Here is a 19,042-nt window from a genome sequence, read left to right as displayed (position 1 = left end):
AGGTCTTTCGGACCCAGCGGACCGCGGTTGACGCGGTCCTGCGCCCGGCCGCACACCCCCGCCGTTCGCCCGTCCAGGGCAAGACGATCATGCCACCGAAGCGCCCACACCTCCTCCGCGGGGCTAGGTCGCGAGGGGTTGCTGGATGCTGTCGCCCCGGTTGTTGATCGCGATGTGGGTGCCGATGCGCCGGAAATCGTTGATCACCCCGAACATGCTCTTGTCCGACGGCAGGAGGGCCACGAGTGCGGTGTCCTGTGCCAGCTGCGCTCGGAGCATCTCCTTGTAGGCGTTGTAGACCCTCCCCGTGTAGCCGGGCTCGGTCGCCGCGTTCATCCGGTGGTCGTTGGTGACCGCGATCGAGGCGAGGTCCATGAGGTAGCAGTCGAACAGGTCCGTGACGTCCTTGTCCTTCGCGTTGTCGTCCCCGTTCGCCGCGTCCCGCGCCAGTACCTGGCCCATCTCCATGACGATCTCGCGGTAGATCCGGTGCCTCGTGCTGCTGGGGAAGGCGGCCATGATGTGGTCGGCCTGCCCGGCGCCCTCCGTGCTCATGGTGCGCGGCGTCTTCAGATCGGACAGTCCGGGCACCGCCAGCGGCACTCCCCGGAACATCAGCTCCTCGTCGGGGATGCCCGTGTTCTGGGAGGCCAGCGGATGCAGACCGATCTCATGGGAGAGCATGCCCATCACGTAGCCGATGTCGTACTTCTCGAAGTAGTAGCTGGCGAGCTCGATGTCGACGCCGTCCGCGCCCCGGTCCCGCACATTGGCCGGCGTCTCCGTGGTCCGCACCAGCAGGGTGATACGGCACGGACGATCGTCGATGTAGCTCCGGATGGTCGCGTGCTTGCGCAGCAACTCGATGATGCGGACGGCCTTGTCGCGGTATCTGTCGTCCGTCAGCTTCAGGTTGGTGAACTCGAAGTTTCCCGACTTGAAGGGGACGAGGGTCGGCTCGGCGGCCGTGGGCATCGTGTTGGGGTCCGCCGGCATGTGGGGCGGGACTTCTGCGGTCGTGGGGTCGGCGTGGTCGGCCGGTTGGGGCAGGGAGACGGGGTCCACCCACACGGACGCGCGCGGCACCGGTGTGACGGCCGCGCGAGCGTCGTCCCAGGACCGCTCCGGGTGCGGCTCGGCCGGTGGCGTCACGTCCCCGATGAGCGCGCCGAGCAGTTCCAGGTGCCGGCCACGAAGACCGGAAGCGGCGAGGGAAGAGTCCTCAGGGCGGGCGTTGAGGTCGCCCAGCAGGCTTCCCGGGATGTGCGGGCGATGCGGGGCATCGGCGTCACGGTACTCGTCACGCAGGCCGAGCTGATGGGTCAGTTCGTGGACGAGCTGGACCGGGTCGGCGTCCGCCCACCACGTGTTCTGGTCCATCGCCCGATCCCGGCCCGCGAGATCCACGGTCAAGTGCGGGTTCTCGGACGGATCGACGTACTCGACGGTCACGTGAAGACGGTCACCGTTGGGCAGGCCGTATGCCGGGTTGTTGAGGAACTCTGTTACTCCAGCGTCCAGTTGATCACGTACATGTGCGAACTGCCCGTCCGTACCGCGCATCGCGACGCGGACGGTGACATCGGTGATCTGGTCGCCCTCGTACGAGAACCGCCGGGCATCGAAGCCCGAACGCACCACAAAACGAGGGCGGTTGTCGCGCCGCGCATTGTGCCGCGGCGGGGTCGGCCTGCTCTCCGGCGCGCTGTCCGGGCCGATCTGCGGCAGGCGCGGCCGGGCCTCGGCCGTGCTGGTGCTCTGTTCCGGCGCGGCGGTCTGGATGCTGTCGCCCCTGTTGGTGAACGTGAAACTGGCACCGAGGCCCAGGAAGTTGCCCGTGACCTTCCACCAGACCTTGTCCGGCGGCAACAGCGGCCGGACGGGGCTGTCCTCCGCGAGCTGGGCGGCGAACATCTCCTTGTACGCGTTGTAGACCTTGGCCGTGTTACGGGGCTCCCAGGCCGCGTCCTTGCGTTTGTCGTTGGTGATGGCGATCGTGGCCAGGTCCATCAGGTAGCAGTCGATCAGGTCGGTGACGTCCTGGGCCTTGGCTCCCTCTTCACCGTCCTGCGCGTCATCCACGAGGACCTGGGCCATCTTCGCCACGATGTCGCGGTACGTGCGGTGGCGGGTGCTGCTGGGGAAGGCCGCCATGATGTGGTCCGCCTGACCCGCGCCCTTGGTGCTCATCGTGCGCGGGTTCTTGAGGCCCGCCAGGCCCGGCACGGTGAGCGGCACGTCCTCGAACATCGACTCCTCGTCAGGGATGCTCGTGTCCCGCGAGGCGAGAGGGTGCAGACCGATCTCGTGGGCCAGCATGCCCATGATGTAGCCGATGCCGTACTTCTCGAAGTAGTAGCTCGCCAGGTTGATGTCGACACCGTCGTCGCCCCGGTCCGTCACATCCGCCGGGGTCTCCGTGGTGCGCAGGTGGAGGGTGATGCGGCAGGGGCGGTTGCCGATGTAGTCCCGAATCGTGTCGTGCTTCCGCAGCAGCTCAATGATCCGGATCGCCTTGTCGCGGTACTTCTCATTCGTGTGCTTCAAGTTCGTGAACTCGAAGTTCCCCGACTTGAACGGCGTGAGCGTCGCATTCGGGTCCGCCGGCGTGTGCGCCGGAACCTCGGCCGAACCATCGGTGGGACGGGGCAAAGAGACCGGGTCGACCCAGACGGACTCACGGAGGGTGGGGGTGCTCGCCGTACGAGCCTCCTCCCAGGTCTGCTCGGCGTTCTGCTGAGGTTGCGGAGCCGCGTTCCCGATGAGCGCGCCGAGCAGGGCGAGGTGACGGCCGCGCAGGCCGGAAGCAGCGAGGGAGGAGTCCTCCGGGCGGGCGTTCAGGTCGCCCAGCAAGCTGCCCGGGATGTGCGGGCGATGCGGGGCATCGGCGTCACGATACTCGTCACGCAGGCCCAGCTGATGGGTCAGTTCATGGACGAGCTGGACCGGGTCGGCATCCGCCCACCACGTGTTCTGATCCATCGCCCGATCCCGACCCGTCAGGTCCACCGTCAAGTGCGGGCTCTCGGACGGATCGACGTACTCCACCGTCACGTGCAGCCGGTCGCCGCTCGGCAGGCGATATGCCGGGTCGTTGAGGAACTGCCTTATGCCCGTGTGGAGTTGGTCGCGGACATACGCAGCCTGTCCCTCCGGCCCGCGCATCGCGACGCGGACGGTGAGGTCGGTTATCTGCTCGCCCCGGTACGAGAACCGCCGCGCGTCGAAGGCCGACCGCACCACGAAACGGGGGCGGCTGTCGCGCGGGGACGGGGAGGGAGGCGAGGCTTGCTGCGCGGGCGTCTCGGGGGGCTGCGGGAGCCGTGGCTGGGCCTCGTCCGTCGCGATGGGCTGCTGGATGCTGTCGCCGCGGTTGTTGGTCGCAAGGCTGGTGGCGAGCTGGGCGAAGTCCCGTACGACGCCGAACAGTCCCTTGTCAGTGGGCAGCAGAGGGCGGGCGGGGCTGTCTTCGGCCATGTGCTCGGCGAGCAGGGCCTTGTAGGCGTTGTAGACCTTGGCGGTGTTCCCGGGTTCCTTCGCCGCGTTCATCCGGTAGTCGCTGGTGATGGCGATCGAGGCGACGTCCATCAGGTAGCAGTCGATCAGGTCCATGACGTCCTTGGCCTTGGCTCCCTCCACGCCGTCCCGCGCGGCGTCGGCCAGCATGTCGGCCATCTTCAGGACGATGTCGCGGTAGATCCGGTGCCGGGTGCTGCTGGGGAAGGCCGCCATGATGTGGTCCGCCTGGCCCGCGCTGTCGGTGTTCATGGTGCGCGGCGTCTTGAGGTCGGCCAGCCCCGGCACCGGCAGGGGGATGCCCCGGAACATCGCCTCCTCGTCGGGGATGTCCCTGTTGCGGGAGGCGAGGGGGTGGAGGCCGATCTCGTGGGCCAGCATGCCCATGATGTGGCCGATGCCGTACTTCTCGAAGTAGTAGCTCGCCAGGTTGATCTGGACGCCCTCGTCGCCCAGGTCGCGTACGTCGGCCGGCGTCTCCGTCGTACGCAGATGCAGGGTGATGCGGCAGGGGCGGTTGCCGATGTAGTCCCGGATCGTCGGGTGCTCCCTGAGCAGTTCGATGATCCGGACGGCCTTGTCGCGGTACTTCTCCTCGGTGTGCTTCAGGTTCGTGAACTCGAAGCCGCCCGACTTGAACGGTGTGAGAGTCGCAGCCTGCGGCATGTGCGCCGGGACTGCGGTGGTTGCCGTGCCGTCGGCCGGTCGGGGCAGGGAGACCGGGTCGACCCAGACGGACTCACGGAGGGTGGGGGTGCTCGCCGTACGAGCCTCCTCCCAGGTCTGCTCGGCGTTCTGCTGAGGTTGCGGAGCCGCGTTCCCGATGAGCGCGCCGAGCAGGGCGAGGTGACGGCCGCGCAGGCCGGAAGCAGCGAGGGAGGAGTCCTCCGGGCGGGCGTTCAGGTCGCCCAGCAAGCTGCCCGGGATGTGCGGGCGATGCGGGGCATCGGCGTCACGATACTCGTCACGCAGGCCCAGCTGATGGGTCAGTTCATGGACGAGCTGGACCGGGTCGGCATCCGCCCACCACGTGTTCTGATCCATCGCCCGATCCCGACCCGCCAGATCCACGGTCAAGTGCGGGCTCTCGGACGGATCGACGTACTCCACCGTCACGTGCAGCCGGTCGCCGCTCGGCAGTCGATACGCGGGATCGTTCAAGAACTCGCTCACGCCCGCGTCGAGTTGGTCGCGGACGTGAGCGGTCTGGCCCTCCGGGCCCCGGATCGCCAGCCGTACCGTGAGGTCGGTGACCCGCTCCCCCTGGTACGAGAATCGCCGCGCGTCGAAGCCCGAACGCACGACGAAACGGGGGCGGGTGTCCCGGGGGCCTCGTGGGGTGGGGATGGTCGCCCCGAGCGGCTCGGCGGACGGGTTCTGGGGCAGCCGCGGGCCCACCACCTGCGGGCTCGGCGCCGCGTTGTCCGGCGCGGCATCCGTGTCCATCGCGGCATCCGAGTCCGTTGCCTCGCCGCCGGATTCGTACTCGGAGGAGGACGTGTCGGGGTTCTGCGGGTGGTTCCCGGTACTGGTCCGGTCGCCGTTGAGTACGCCATTGTCGTCGAGAGTCCCGCCGATGGCGCCCGCGTGGTCGCGGATGTGGTCCCACAGCTCCGTCCGCTGCTGCATCCACTGCGGCATGCGCCAGCCGGGGAAGAACGTGCCGTGGGTCCCGGACGCCTGCACGCGGTGGCCGAGGGGACGCCCGATGTGCTCGTTGACCGCCTGGTAGGCGAGGTCGCAGGAGGCGCAGGCCATCTTGAACCCGCCCAGGTCGAGCGTCCGCGGGTTGTCCGGGTCGCCGGGGTTGTTCTGCCAGTGCTCGACCCAGTGTCCGAGCAGGGTCAGCTCGCCGTGTTCGGAGCCGTACGACCCGAAGGCCGGGGTCGCGTCCCGGCCGCTGACGTTGAGGACGGTGGGGTTGGCCAACGCCCGCTTGACGAGGTCGAGTTCGGGTGACCCGGGGTGGTAGAGCCGGTACCAGCCGGTGGCCAGGGCCCGCAGCTTCGTACGGTCACGCATCTCCCTCGCCATCGCGGGCCGTCTACGGGCCAGCCACCGTTCGTCGCGCCGCCACTGCTGCTGGTCCGCCGTCAGACTCCGGCGGTCCTGCCGGAGAGTCTCCTCCTCGTTCGGGAGGTTGTCCCACTGCTGCTGCACCTCGTCGTGCCAGGCGCCCGACTCGTACTGTTCGTCCAGCCGCGTCCGGAGCTCCGCCAACTCCTGGCTCCGCTGGTCGAGTTCCTGCTGTCGTCCGTCCAGCCGCGCCCTGCTCTGCCGGTGCCGTTCCTCGTCCCGGTTCCACTGCTCCAGCTTCCGCTGCCGCGGTGTGCCTGCGGCCTCCTGGCCGGTGACGAACCAGCGCAATTCCTGCTCCACCAAGGCGGCCTCGTCGCTGGTCAGCGCCTTGGCGCCGGTGTTGCCCGCGATGCCGAGGGAGCCGTCCGGGAGCAGGGCGACGGCGATGTGCGGGGTGACCTGGGCGTCCGCCTCACGGTTCTCCTTGCGGAGGGCTTCCTTCACCAGGCGGGCCACCCGGTCCAGCATCCGCAGTGTCACCTCACGGTCGCGTGCCGAGGTGCCGGTGGGGCGTGTCTGGGTGAACGGGCCACCGGTACCGAGGCCGAGGGCCTCGCGCAGGTCGTCGTAGTCCTCGCTCTGGAGCCGGCCGTCCTGCTCCGCCTGGTCCAGGGCCTCGGGTACACCGATGCCCGTGAGTTCGGTGAAGGCGCTGTCGAACGCCACGTCCGGGAAGCCGCCGAGCGCTGTGTTGCGCTGTCGCACCAGGTCCAGCAGGGCGTCGACCCGAGGTTCGGGCTCGGCGAGGAGGTCGGCGAACCGGGTCGCGAACTCGCTTTCCGGGCCGGTGAGTACGGCCGCCTCCTCGGGCGCGGAGTCGTCGTCGGAGTCGAGGTCCATCTCGACGTCCGAGTCCGAGTCCGCTGCCGGGTCCGCGCCCGTCTGCCCCGTGTCGCTCACGTCGCCCATGTGAATGGTGGGGTTGTTTCCGGACAGCGTGCTCAGGTCGAGGGCCTCCTCCTCGGCCGGGAGGCCCGGGAGGCTCGGGATGCCGGGGAGGCTGGGAAGGTCGCTGCCTGTGGGGGACGGGGGCAGCGGGACGCTCGCCGGGTCCTGCTGGTCCTGTCGCGGCTCGGGGGCCGGGGTGCGCAGGATCAGGGGGACGAAGTCGCCGCCACGGCGGCGGAGTCGCAGGTGGGGGCCCGCTTCGCCGGACGGTCCGGCGTAGGTGTGGGCGGTGCCGTTCTCCTCGATGAGGGTGACGTTGGCGCCGGTCGCGGATGCGGCCCACTCGGCCACGGCGCGGTCGGCCTCAGGACCCCAGGGAGCGTCGGCGAGGTGGCGGCGCAGGTGGCCGTCGCGGGCGTCCTGGCTCGGGGCGGGCGCCCCGGGCAGCCGGCGGAGCGGCGGGGGTGTGAACAGCGAGTCGCGCTCGGCCGGTGCTCCGGGGAGACCGTTCAGGCGCATCAGCCGGTTGGGCGGCGCTCCGGCACGGCTGCGCACTCGGGCCGCCTCGTGGCTGTCGAGGCCCGGCTGGTCGGCCGCGTGGTGCAGGGCCGTGGAGAGCGCGGCGAAGAAGCCGTTGCCGCGGCCGGTGGGGGTGCCCTGGGTGTAGGTGGCGCCGTCGGGTGCGGTGAGGATGCCGTCGCGGTCGAGGCGGTAGCGCGGGCCACTGCTGTCGGCGGCCGGCATCCACGGCGGGGTGGCGTGGCTGCGGTGCGCGGGCGGCCTCGCGGACTGCTGCTGCGGGGTGGGTCCGGTCGTCGTAGCGGCGGCCGGGGCCGGCAGCGGGGTGGCGACGGGGGGCTGGGTGCCGGGTGGGAGGGCGGCGTGGAAGAAGCCGTCGGCGGCGAAGAGGACCGGATCGGTGGCCGGGTCGACGGCGGCCGGATCGGTGCCGTGCGGGAGGAAGAGCTGGTCGCGGCCCTCACCGGTCACCACGGTGAGCGGGGTGCCCAGGACCCGGGCGGCGAGGGCGGGCAGCAGGTCGGCGCCGCCGTGGTCGCCGGGGCGGCGCTCGGGCGGAGCCGGTTCGCCGTCGGGTTGCCCGGTGCCGTCCTGCCGGGGTTCGCTCGTGAACGGGTGGAGCATGGCCGCGGTGGCCAGCGCCACCCGTTGGGCGGGGGTCGGCCAGATGGTCTGCGGGAGCCGGCCGAGCGCATCGAACTCGGCCTGCTGGGCGGGGGTCAACTGCACGCCCGCGAAGTCGAGTTCGGCCTGCGTGAAGGTGTCTTCGGCGTCCAGGGCGAGGCCGTCGAGCAAGTCCGCGTTGCTGTCCTCGCCCAAAGCCCACGCGAGGCGGTTGCGGGCGGCGCGGACGGCCCGCTCGGTGACCGCCGGATCGCCGGGAGCGGCGGCGAACCGGCCGGCGAGGTCGGTGCCGAGGAGATGGGGCAGCCGACCGCGGTCATGGGCGGCGGCGAGCAGGGCGTGGAAGAAGGAGGCGCCGTCGTGCGGCATGTCGTGCACCTCGCGCACGGTGGTGCCGTCCGGCGAGGTGAGGGTGCGCGGGGTGGAGTCGGTGCCGTCGGTGATCGTGTACGGCTCGGGCGCCTCGGAGCGCCAGCCCGGCGCGGTGTACTCCTGCTGCCGGTCCGGCACCGGGACCGAGGCCGAACCCTGGTGGTGGGCGGTGAGGCGGGAGGCCGCGAGGTGCAGCCGGTGGTGGTCCGCGGCGGCGGCGTCGGTGCGCTGTTCCCAGCGGCGTACCTCCTCGCGGGCGGCCTGCCAGGCGGCGACGGCCGGGGACTGGGCCATGGCCCGCGGCAGGACGGTGGGCTGGTCGGGGTGGTCGTCGCCGAGCGCGGCCTGTTCCTCCGCGCTCAGGTCGAGCCACGTCTCGCGGGCCCGCGCGCGGGCGTCGTAGTAGCCCTTCTCGGCCGCGGCGAGGTCGCCCGCCGCGCCGGCCAGGTCGTCCCAGGCGCCGCTGACCTCGTCGGGGAACGTGGTGTCGTCCAGGAGGCCGTAGTCGCGGGCGATGTCCTCGCGCAGCCAGACCAGGGCGGTGGTCTCCGCCTCGGCGGCCCGGGGTCCGCGCTTGGCCTTGCCGAGGGCGTGCAGCGGGCGGCTGTCGGTGACGCGGTGGTCCACCTCGGCCACCGACAGCCAGCTCACCGGCAGCGCGAAGAGCATGGTGCGGTCGGTGACGACCTTGAGGTGGGTGCCGAGGGTGGTGTCGACGGTGCCCTTGAGGGCGGTGCCGTCGTTCGCGCCGCCGACCGGGATCGCGGCGCCCGGGTTGGTGACGCCCGCGTTGCTGTTGCCGGCCAGCGGCGATGTGCCGACCACGCCCTCCACGTTGTCGGTGATGCCGGCTTCCAGCGCGTCGGAGGTCTTCGCGCGCTGCATGGCCTCCATGCGCGGCTTGTTCTCCACGGTGAGCAGCCGGGCGCCGCGGCGGTGCATCTTCGCGTAGAGGCGGGAGTCGGCGGTGTGGGACTGGCCGAAGAGGCGGGCGGAGGCCTGGGTGGGCAGCGACGAGCCGTTCGCGCCGAGCGCCTCGCGGAAGCCTGCGGTGAGGCCGACCTGTGTGGTGGCTTCCTGCTGGGCCTGGGCGGGGGCGGTGCCGAGGCCGGTGAGGGGCGTGAGGCGGGCCATGCGGACGCGTTCGCCGAGGGTCCTGCCGGTGTGCCGTTTGCCGAGGTCGCTGTCGCCGAGGCCGTCGGCGCGGGCGGTGGCCAGGGTCAGGGCGTCCTGCACGTTGGCCGCGCCGCGGATGTCCACGGCGAGGATGCCGGAGCCGATCCGGTCGTCGACGGGCAGGACATCCGAGTCGTCGACGTCACCCTTGCGCCAGGCCGCGATGCCGTCCGGGCGGGCCTGATCGGCCGTCAGCATCCGTACCGCGCGCTCGGGGTCCGGCACGTTCTGTTCGGTGAGTGCGCCGTCGGCGCCGTCGCCGTCCGGGATGAGCAGGCTCGCGGGGAGGATCTCGTTGAGGCTGCCGACCGGGGCGACGGCGTGTGGGGAGAGCGGTTCGCCGGTCGCGTCCGTCATGGTGACCGTCAGGGTGTAGCCGGTGACGATCTCGGCGTGCGCCTGGGTGGTGGCGATGTTCGGCATCGAGGTGCTGCCGACGGTCTCGGTGCGGGCGCTCGACCGCTGTTTGGCCGCGGTGCCCTGGAGCGAGGGGTTGGCGAGGAGGACGCCGCTGTCCACCGCGCGCTGGCCGACGCCGAGCGTCACGTCGGCACCGCGGTCCTGGGAGGAACTGTCGGCGTCGTCGCGGGCGGTGGTGCGGTAGTCCTCCAACTCGAAGCCGGTGCGCAGCCGCTCCACGGTGGTGGTGACCGGTGTCAGCTTGAACCGGACCTGTCCGGGGCTGCCGCCGACCGGCAGCCGGAGCGGGCTGGACCAGGCGCGGTAGCGGACGGGCAGGGTCATCCCCTCGGTCGTCAGCTCGTGCAGGTTGGCGCGCAGGAAGTCCGGGGAGAGCCGCTGGAGGACCTGTTCGCGGTCGTGCGAGGGCACTCCGATCTTCTCCAGCCGCCCCATCAGCTGCTGCGCCGCGTGGCTCGCGTCGAGCTGACCGCTGGGGTGGGTGGGGAAGCGGCGGCCGCGCAGGAAGCCGGGCAGCCGGTAGCCGCCGCCGAGATTGCGCGGGGTGCCGGTGCCCAGGCCGTCGGGGGCGAGTCCGGCCTCGATGGCGTCCTGCATCGGCAGGTGGAACATGACCGCGTCTCGGACGCGCTGGAGCGCGGCGGCGGCCCGGCGCGGGGCCAGGCCGCGCCCGAGGCGCTCGGAGAGCCGGCCGGCGGCGGAGCTGATCCGGTCCCCGGCACGGGTGCCGATCGTCCCCATCGCGGCCGTCCACCGGTCCCGTACGGCGACGGTCTCGGCGGCGTCGGCGACCACCAGGTACATGCGCCCGGCGAAGGTGAGGGTGGTGTTGCGTCCCCGGGTGAGGGTCTGCGTGACGCTGCGGCCCTTGTCCCAGGCGTACTGGAGGGCGGTCGAGTAGGAGCCGACCACGGCGGGTTGGCCCGGGGCCTGCTGGAGCGGCATGTCGGCGCCCTGGACGCCGAGGGTGGTGCGCGAGGTGGTGCCGGCGCTGCCGGCGACGCGGTGCTCGTTGCCGATGGTGGCTTCGAGGCTGGCGGGCTTGGGGTCGCTCTTGACGCGCAGGTTGTGCAGTTCGCCGCGGACCGCGGCCTTCAGGTAGTGGGTCTGGAACGGTCCCGCGCCGTTGAGCCCGGTGATGCGGGAGCCGAACGGGCCCAGGTACTGGCCGAGTTGGCCGGCCACGTTGAGGTTCGCCATCGCGCGGCGCAGCGCGGTGCGCACCGGGGCGCCGGGCGCGCTGACGTGCCAGGAGGTGCCCGAGGCGCGGTCTGCGGTGTCCTGCATGAGCTGCTGGCGCTGCGGCCCGCCCTCGGCGCTGAGCACCACGTGCGGGGCGCTCAGCAGTCTCCGGGTGAGCTGTCGTTCGGCCGATTCCGTCCTCGGCAGCGGGCGGGTGCCGTCGAGGAGTTGGTCGGCCTCGAGGGCGGAGAGCCGCTGCGGGGCGGGGGTGGTGGGCCCAGGTGCCGTGACCGGTCCGCCGGGCGGCGGGTCGGCGGGGGCGTGCCGTTCGGAGCCGTGCGCCACGGGCACGGCCAGCTCCACGCGGCCCACGGTCTCGCTGCCCCGGTTGAACAGCGGGCGCTCCTCGACCTTGCTGACGAACACGCCGGCGCCGAGCAGGCCGACCGAGGCGAGCCGGGCCCAGCCGCGCGGGCGGCGGTGGCCCTCGAACGAGGCGCCCAGTTCCACCTGGTAGCTGTAGAGGTCGGCGCCGTTCTGGAACGTCAGATGGTCGTGGGTGACCGCGACCGTGTTCCGGGTGGCCTTCTGGTCGGTCTTGGCGTAGCGGACGCCGACGGCCACGTTGCCGGTCTGGCGCGGCACCCCCGCCTCGGGCGCCTTGTCGTGGTCACGCGGTGAGATGCCCAGCTCCACACCGCCGGAGAGAGTGGTGGACGCCTGCTGCCCCTGGCCCGAGATCTCGGTGCCGATCACGGCGTTGCGCAGCGACCGTTCGCTCATGGTGGTCTCGAACCGCCGGTCGCTGAGCCGGGCCCGCAGGATCAGGGTGTGGTGGCCGCGGCGCACCTTGCCGTCCTCGGTGAGCGTGACCGGCACACCGGTGGTGGTCAGGTCGTCCAGACTCTGCGCGAGGGTGGGCCGGTTGAGCGCCTCGCGGACCTGCCGGTCGTTGTGCAGCGCGGTCCGCATCCGCCCGTCGCCGTACCAGAACTTCGCCAGCCGCGGGTGCCGCAGCATCAGCGGCGGGACGAACAGCGAGGGGTACGAGCGGTGCAGGGTGTCCAGGACGGTGTCCGCGAAGGCCCGCATGGGGTCTTGGGGGGCGGCTTGCCCGTTCTGGTTCTGCTGTTGGGTCTCTTGTTGGTCCGGCTGCCGGTTCTGCTGCTGGTTCTGCGGCTGGTTCTGCGGCTGGGTCGGTACGGCGATCCGCGGGCGGTCGGGGCGGAAGCCCTCGGCGCGGACCTGGCCGCTCAGGTGGACCGGGTCCTCCCGGGTGAGGTACCACGGCACCGAAGGCACGGCGTCGGGGTTCGGGCCCGTCTGCCCGGGCGTACGGCTGTCCCAGCCCGCGAGTCGGCGCGCGTCCTGGGTGGAGATCCAGTCCAGGCTGACCACCCGGACCGGGCGGGCCGCGGACGCCGGCTCGCCGGCCTTGCGCACCATCAGGGTGCGCTCCACCCGGTACAGCGCGACCGGGTGGTTGCGGACACGGCCGGTGGTCTTGCGGGCGGCGTCGGTGCCCAGGTAGTGGCCGCGCCCGGTGCTGAGGTCCGCGCGGACCAGCGGGCCGCCCTGGAGACGCACGTCGGTCTCCGGTCCGACGAGGGTGTAGTTGGGGCCGGCGGTGACCTGGACGCCGAAGCGGGTGTCGCGGGCGTGGCCGCGCTCGTTCTGGTACGTGGTCTGGGTGAGGTCGCGCAGCTCCGCCTTGACCGACTCGGTGACCAGGGTCGCCCGGTGCGGGATCGACCGCTCGACGATCAGGTGCCCGAGTGGGTGCTGCCCGCTCCCCCGGGTCAGCTCGGGTCCGCTGACCGGCCCGGAGAACCGCCCGAACAGCGCGAGCAGCCGCCCAGGTCGGACGTACGAGACCAGCGTGCGGTGCGCCGAACTGCCGGGCCTCGCACCGGAGATGGCGAGCGCCAGGTCCTCCGGCGGGTCCGTCAGATGCAGGCCGGTGGTGTCGGTGATCCGCGGCTCGACCCCGTCCGGGAAGGTGAGCGTCTCCGGCGCCCGCCGGGGCCCCGCGAAAGGCACGGTGAAGTCGTCCGGCAGCCGCCAGCTGAGCCCGTCCCGCAGGGCGAACCGCGCGGTGTGCACCGTGCTGCGCTGCCAATTGGGGCTCGTGGATGGTGAACCGTCCGGACCGGCGGTCTTCGGTGACGCCTCGGTGACCCGGTCCACGCGCACCCGGTAGTGGACGTCGTCCAGGTGCAGGTGCGAGCCCTCGTGGGCGCGGTGCTCGGTCTGGTGGTACGCCTGGGTGCCCTGCGTGTAGTCCGTCCTGCGGGTCCAGCCCAGTGAGACGCCGATCTTCAGCAGCCAGTTGAGCGGTGGGCCCATGCTCAGCGCGGCGGCGATCCGGCGCCCGTAGCCGACGCTGCGCCCGCCGCCCGTACCGGCCTGGCCGCGCCGCATGGTGTCCAGCCGTACGGTGCCGCCGTTCACGTCGGAGAAGCGTTCCCAGCGGTGGTACGGGACGGCCTCGACGGTCATCTCGTGGCCGACGCCGGACTTCTCCCGGCCCACGAAACGTGCGCCGCGCGGGGCGGTGAATGCGCCGGGCTGCTCGGTCAGCAGGCGCAGCAGCTCCGCCTCGTCGAACTGGTCGCGCAGCTTCTTGGGCAGCTGCCCGAGGATCTCCCGGGCCGCCTGCTCGGGCGAGCGCAGGGTCAGGACACCGGGGCCGGTGAAGAGCCCGGTCGGGACCCTGCGCGGCGCCCCGTCCGTGCGGCCGTCCGGGCTTCCGCCGTGCGGATCGCCCTCCGGGCTGATCAGTACGGTGGGCAGCCGGCTCCCGTCCTCGAAGGTGACGGTGCGCGGGGCCGGGCCCGGCGGCCGGGCGTCCGGGCCGGTCAGCAGCCGGGCCGGGCGGTGCCGTTCGAGCTGCGTCTCCAGCGGCACCGGGTCGCCCCGGTCGGGGGTCGCGGGGTCGGGGCGGTCGAGGTCGGTGATCCCGCCCATGCTGCGCAGCCACTCGCTGAACGGGTCGGAGTCGTCCGGCTCCTCGGTGGCCGGCTCGGGGGTGGTGGTGGCGGGGTCCGGTACGGGGGTGAGCGGGGCGGTGGCCGGGACCAGGGCGTCGTAGTGGTTGCTGCCGTTGTAGGCCAGGTGCAGGGTGCCGCCCTGCCCGCCCGGGTGGAGGGTCGTGACGAGGGTGTTCCCCGGCGGCTGCGGGTCGCGCTGGACGAGCCGCAGGTCGAGGTCGAGGGTGTGCGCCAGCGCCTGCGGGAGCAGGTCGGCGAAGGGCGAGGACCACAACTCCGTGCGTTCGGCCGCCTCGGCGACGAGCCCCTCGGTGCCGAGGCGTCGCGCGTCGGCGGGAGTGGGAGCCACCTCGGCGAGGCTCGGGTAGCCGCTGTCGCGCAGGATGCGCCGCCACTGGCGGGCGTCGCCGTCGGTGACGACCGACTGCGCGATCCGGTTCCAGCGCTCGGTGATCCGGCGCCGCGCGTCCGGGTCCTGCACCCCGGCGACGGCGGTCATCCGCAGGTCGTCCACCACGGCGAGCACCGGGTCCGGCGTCGCCTCGGCCGCCGCGGTGGCCAGTTCGGACCCGGTGAACCGCTCGCGCAGCATGCTGCGCAGCCCGGCGACGTTGCGCGCCGCCCACGCGGGCGGCACGTCCTGGCTGCGCGCGCTGTCGAGCAGCGCCCGGAAGAGACAGTTCCCGTCGCCCGGCGTGTCCAGCCGCCTGAACTGCGTGCCGTCCGCGTGCACGATGTCCGCCGGGCCGGTCGTGGTGGCGCCCTTGCTGTACAGGGTCAGGTCTTCGGCGAGGCTCTCCGGGCGGCTCGGCGCGGGCGCCAGGTCGGGTCTGCGGCGGGCGAGTTCGGCGGTGTCCTCGGGGCTGAGGGCCAGCTCGGAAAGCGGGAGCGGGGTGTCCGAGAGCGACCAGGTGATCTGCGCGGAGGGCGCGTAGGCGAGACCGTGCACGTCCTCCGGCGAGACCAGGGTGGTCGGCGGGAGCGCGGGCGGCGGCGGAGGCAGCAGCGCGTCGAGGGTGGTGTCGGGTCCGGCGGTGGAGCGCAACTCGCCCGCGGCGGCGAGGAATTGGGTGTACTGCTCGACGGTGGGGCCGGCCGCCGGATCGACGTCGGTACCTCCCGTGGCGCCGACCCAGTCGGTGACCATACGGCGCAGCAGATCAGGGGTCATGCGGCCGTCGCCGTAGCGGGCCGCGGTGTCCGGGCTCAGCCAGCGCAGGCCGTCCGCATAGGCGAGACCGGCGAACAACTCCCTGTTCTCCGGCCGCTGTTCGGCGTTCGTGCCGAGGGCGTCGCGCAACGTACGGATCTGCTGGAGAGTGCGCGCCCGGGCGAAGGCGTCGGCCGGTTCCGGACCCGTGTGCAGGCCGGCGTCGCGCGCGAGCCCGTCCAGGTCGGCGCCGCTGGGTTCCGGGGTGAACAGCCGCCACCGGCCGGGCCCGTCCGGCCCCTCGGTGAGCACCGGGCGGACGTCGCCGTCGCGGTCCCGGGCCGTGCCCACCTCGGTGGTCGGCGCGTACACCGGCCGCCCGGTGCGGTTCGCCACGTGCTGGGCCACCGGCAGGCCCGCCACCTCCGGCTGCCGTCCGGTCTCGCAGGAGAACAGCACCAGCGGCCGGTCCCGATCGCCGTCCTGGCCCCAGGACTTGAGCACCTCGCCGAGCTGCACACCGCTGACCTTCACGGTGGGGCGCGCCGCGTCGTCGGTGCCGAGCGTGACGGTACGGGGGGTGCCGTGCCCCGCGAAGTAGTCGGCACCCTGCTCGGTCCCCGAGCCGGGGAGGGCGGTCGGCGGGCCGGTGAACACCGTACGGGGCGGAGGCTGGACGGCGAGGGGCCCCGGGGTGACGGGACCGGAGGTGGTGCGCACGCCACGGAAGGTGTCCTGGCCGAGCAGAGCCTGGCGCGCCGCATCGTGCGACGTTCCGTCCTCGGCGGGGCTCTGCGAAATGGTCAACGTCTGCACGGCACGTCCGGGTTGGGGCTTCACTGCCGTGTCCGGCACCCAGCGTCGGAGCTGTTCGACGGGCACCGTGTGGCCGTCCAGGGTGGTGACGAACGGCTCGCGGACGGGCGGAGTGGGGCCGTTGCCGTCGTGGACGGTGTCGCCGGCGTCGCTGCGCCGCACGACGATCCGTCCGGGTGGCGGAGGTGTGCCCGGGCCGGTGACTGGTCCGCCGGTTGCGTTGCCATGACCCGACTCGAGGTGCAGGTCGGTGGCCGGCTCGGTCCAGGGGCGGGACAGGGTGGCGAGCTTGACCGCGGGGGACTCGGTGGCGGCGGTGGTCGCGGTGGTAGTAACGGTCGTGATGACCTTGGAATCGGAGTCGACTCCAGGGTCGTGCACAGGGGTTGTGGTCTGCGTGAGCACCTTCGGGGGCGGGGCCGAGGTGGTGATCGCCGGGTCGGTGCCGGTCGTCGTGGTGCTCAGGGTGGCGGGGCGGGGTGGGGATTCGGTGCCGAGGGCGTCGGCGAGAGGCAGCAATACGTCCGCGCCCGGGAAGGCGGTCTGCGTGGTGCCGTCCGGCGTCATGGTGGGCGGAGGGCCGCTGAGCGGGCGGACGCGGACCGGGGCGCCCGGCCCCTCGCGGGTCAGCTCGACGGCGGCGCGGACGGGGCGCCCCGCCCCGTCGGGCGTGACCGCCGGCCCGAGCACCATGGCCCGGTCCGTCCCGGCCCCGTCGAGCAACGCGGCGGCCTCCGGCGATCCCTCCCCCGGCGGCGGCACCTCCGAGACCACGATGGTCAGCGGCGGTGCCGGTGTGACGCCGTTGGTGTCGCGTGCGTCGCCGGTTTCCCCGGCGGTGTCGGCGTACGAGCCGGTGGTGCTCACCTTCGGCGGAGCGGTGGTGAGGTCCGGGGCCGTGGTGGAGATGCCCTGGCTCTCGGTGGAGTCCGAACTCGCCGCGGTGGCGGGCGAGTCGACCGCCTCGGGAGAGCGGGTGGACTCGGGAGAGCGGGTGGACTCCGGAGAGTGGGTGGACTCCGGAGTGGTGGCGGCCTCGGGGGAAGAGGTGGTCTCGGGCGGTGACGTGGTCTCCGGAGAACTGGTGGTCTCGGGCGAGGGCGTCGTCTCCGAGGATGCCGAGCTCTCCGGCAAGGACGTCGTCTCCGGGGAAGCCGCGGTCTCCGGCGAGAACGTCGTTTCCGGCGACTGCGAAGTCTGCGCGGAGTCGTCCGTCGTAGTCTGCGAGCCCTCCACCTGGGCCGTGCCGTCCGGGGTGCGGGTGGCCGAGGGCGGCGCGGCGGAGGGAGCCGGGCTGCCTCCGGTGGCGGGGACGCCGCCCGGCCTGGCGCCGGTGCCCGTTCCGGGCGTGGGGGAGGTGGTGGGGCCGTTGGAGGCGACGGGCACACCGTCGGCCTGGCCCGGCGCGGGAGCCGTACGGTCGTTTTGCTCGGGTGTCACCTCCGGAGAGTTCTGGACGTTGCTCTCCGGGGCCTCCGTGGTGGTGAGCGGGTCGTCCACCGTGACCGGCGTGCCGAAGCCGTCGAGGGTGCGGCGGACCTGGTCGGCGTCGACCTGGGCGGCGGGGCCGTTCCCGGCGGGCACAACCCTGACCTCGGGCAGCTGCGACAGATTGCCGTGCACGCTGTCGCGGACGCCGATCTCCGTGCTGCCGGGCGGCTCGGCGCCGCGCAGGGCGGCGATGTCGCGCAGTGCCTGCTCGCGGACCTCGGCGGGCCCGTTGTGGACCTGCTGCCACAGCGCGTTCTCGGCGGCGGTCGCGGGCAGCGTGCCCGGGGAGTACGGGGGCGGGTCCAGGGTCGTGTACGGCGGCAGGTCTTCCGCGGAGTAGGGCGGAGGCGACTCGCTGCCGGTGAAGTCTCCCTGCCCGGTGTTCTGTCGGGTGACGGGCTGGGGTGAGGTGGACGAGGAGCCGACGCCGGCCGGGGTGTTCACGGTCGAGGGGTCGTCGGTGCGGCCGGGGCCGTCACCGTTCTGGGAGCGGGAGTCGGAGGTGTCCCGCGTGTCGGAGTCGCCGCTGTCTGCGGTGTCACCGGAGACGGTGGGCGGCTGGTTGCGCATTTTGTCGATGACGTGGCGCAGTTCGGCGCCGCTGTTCTGGGCGGTGTCGGTGAGCGTGGCCTCGACCTGGCTGCTGACGCCCGCGCCGACGAAGGTGGACCAACTGGTGGACCAGTCACCCTCGAAGGCGCCCTTGATCAGGATCTCCGCGACCGACTCACCGGCGCCGGCGGCGAGGAAGTCGGCGGTCCCCTTGATGCCGTAGTGCCCGGCCAGCGCGCCCGGCCGGTCGGCGTTGTTGCGCAGGAGCTGGTTGTTGCGCCACAGGTCGGGGTTGTTCCGGAAGGAGAGCGGGTCGTTGCGGAACGTCACCGGCGGGTTGTTGGTGAGGTTGGGGCCGTTCCCGTTCGGGTGGGGGGTGGGGTCGGGACCGTTGCTCGGATGGGGGCCGGGGTCGGGGTCCGGCTTGGGGCTGGGGCTGTTGCTCTTGAAGTCGAGGTCGGGGGTGTTGCGCAGGTTGGGGTTGGGGGTCGGCTTGAAGTCGAGGTCCGGCCCGTTCTTGAGGAAGTTGTTGTCGTAGCTCTTGACGATGTTCTTCGCGAAGCTGTCGAAGACGCTGGTGAAGAAGCCCGCGGCGGCGCCGAACGCGGCGGACTTGAGGATGTCGTTCCAGTCGAAGCCGTCGGGGCGGCGGCCGTCCGGGGCGAAATTCATCATCGCCAGCCGCACCGCGAAGGTGGTGAACGCCTCGGCGAACGCCTCGGTCAGCGAGGGAGCTATGTGCAGCCGCTGGAGCAGGTGGGTGAGCGTGGTGAGGATCAGGAACCGGCTGCGCAGCTTGGCCATCATGATCTGGCTGGCCGAGGCGCCGCCGGTGAAGAAGGACATCGCCAGATAGATGGCGATCTCGATGAGCAGCCGGATGACCTCGGCGATGACCTGCCACTTGGACTCCATGATGTCCATGGAGGTCTTGCGCCGGCCCTCGGCGATCTTGTCGAGCTGCTCGGCGAAGTCGCGCAGGTAGTTCTTGCCGCCGTCGTCGATGAGCATGCCCATCGCCTTGGCGTACGACTTGGCCAGGTCGTCCGGCATGACCTCGGCGATGTCGTGGATCGACTTGTCGATCAGAGCTGACATCCGGTCCAGCTTGCGGCCCAGTCCCGAGTAGGGCTGTCGGCTGTCGTAGGCGAGGTCCTCGTCGGCGTCGATGAGCTTCTCCCCGGTGAGGATGAAGATCATCGCGTTGACCTCGGGCGATGCCTGGATGCTCATCGGGTGCCGTCCTGGAGACCGTACGGGCAGGACG

The 19,042-nt window shown here is 72.3% G+C and carries 1 protein-coding gene; it reads right to left on the bottom strand.

The window, feature by feature from the left end:
• Positions 1–123 precede the first annotated feature (123 nt).
• The gene (locus ACWGDB_RS00435; RefSeq protein ID WP_453820335.1) at positions 124–19,008 is read right to left on the bottom strand and encodes a WXG100-like domain-containing protein; all 18,885 of its coding nucleotides are present in this window, start codon (positions 19,006–19,008) and stop codon (positions 124–126) included.
• Between the last annotated feature and the right edge of the window lie 34 nt (positions 19,009–19,042).

Source organism: Streptomyces sp. NPDC055013 (genome assembly GCF_053608645.1).
Note: the sequence above shows the minus strand (reverse complement) of the source record. Positions and strands in the feature narration are given on the sequence as shown.

What these genes read in the sequence shown, in the direction of transcription:
- ACWGDB_RS00435 (WP_453820335.1), bottom strand. Translation starts at nt 19,008, where the DNA reads ATGAGCATCCAGGCATCGCCCGAGGTCAACGCGATGATCTTCATCCTC.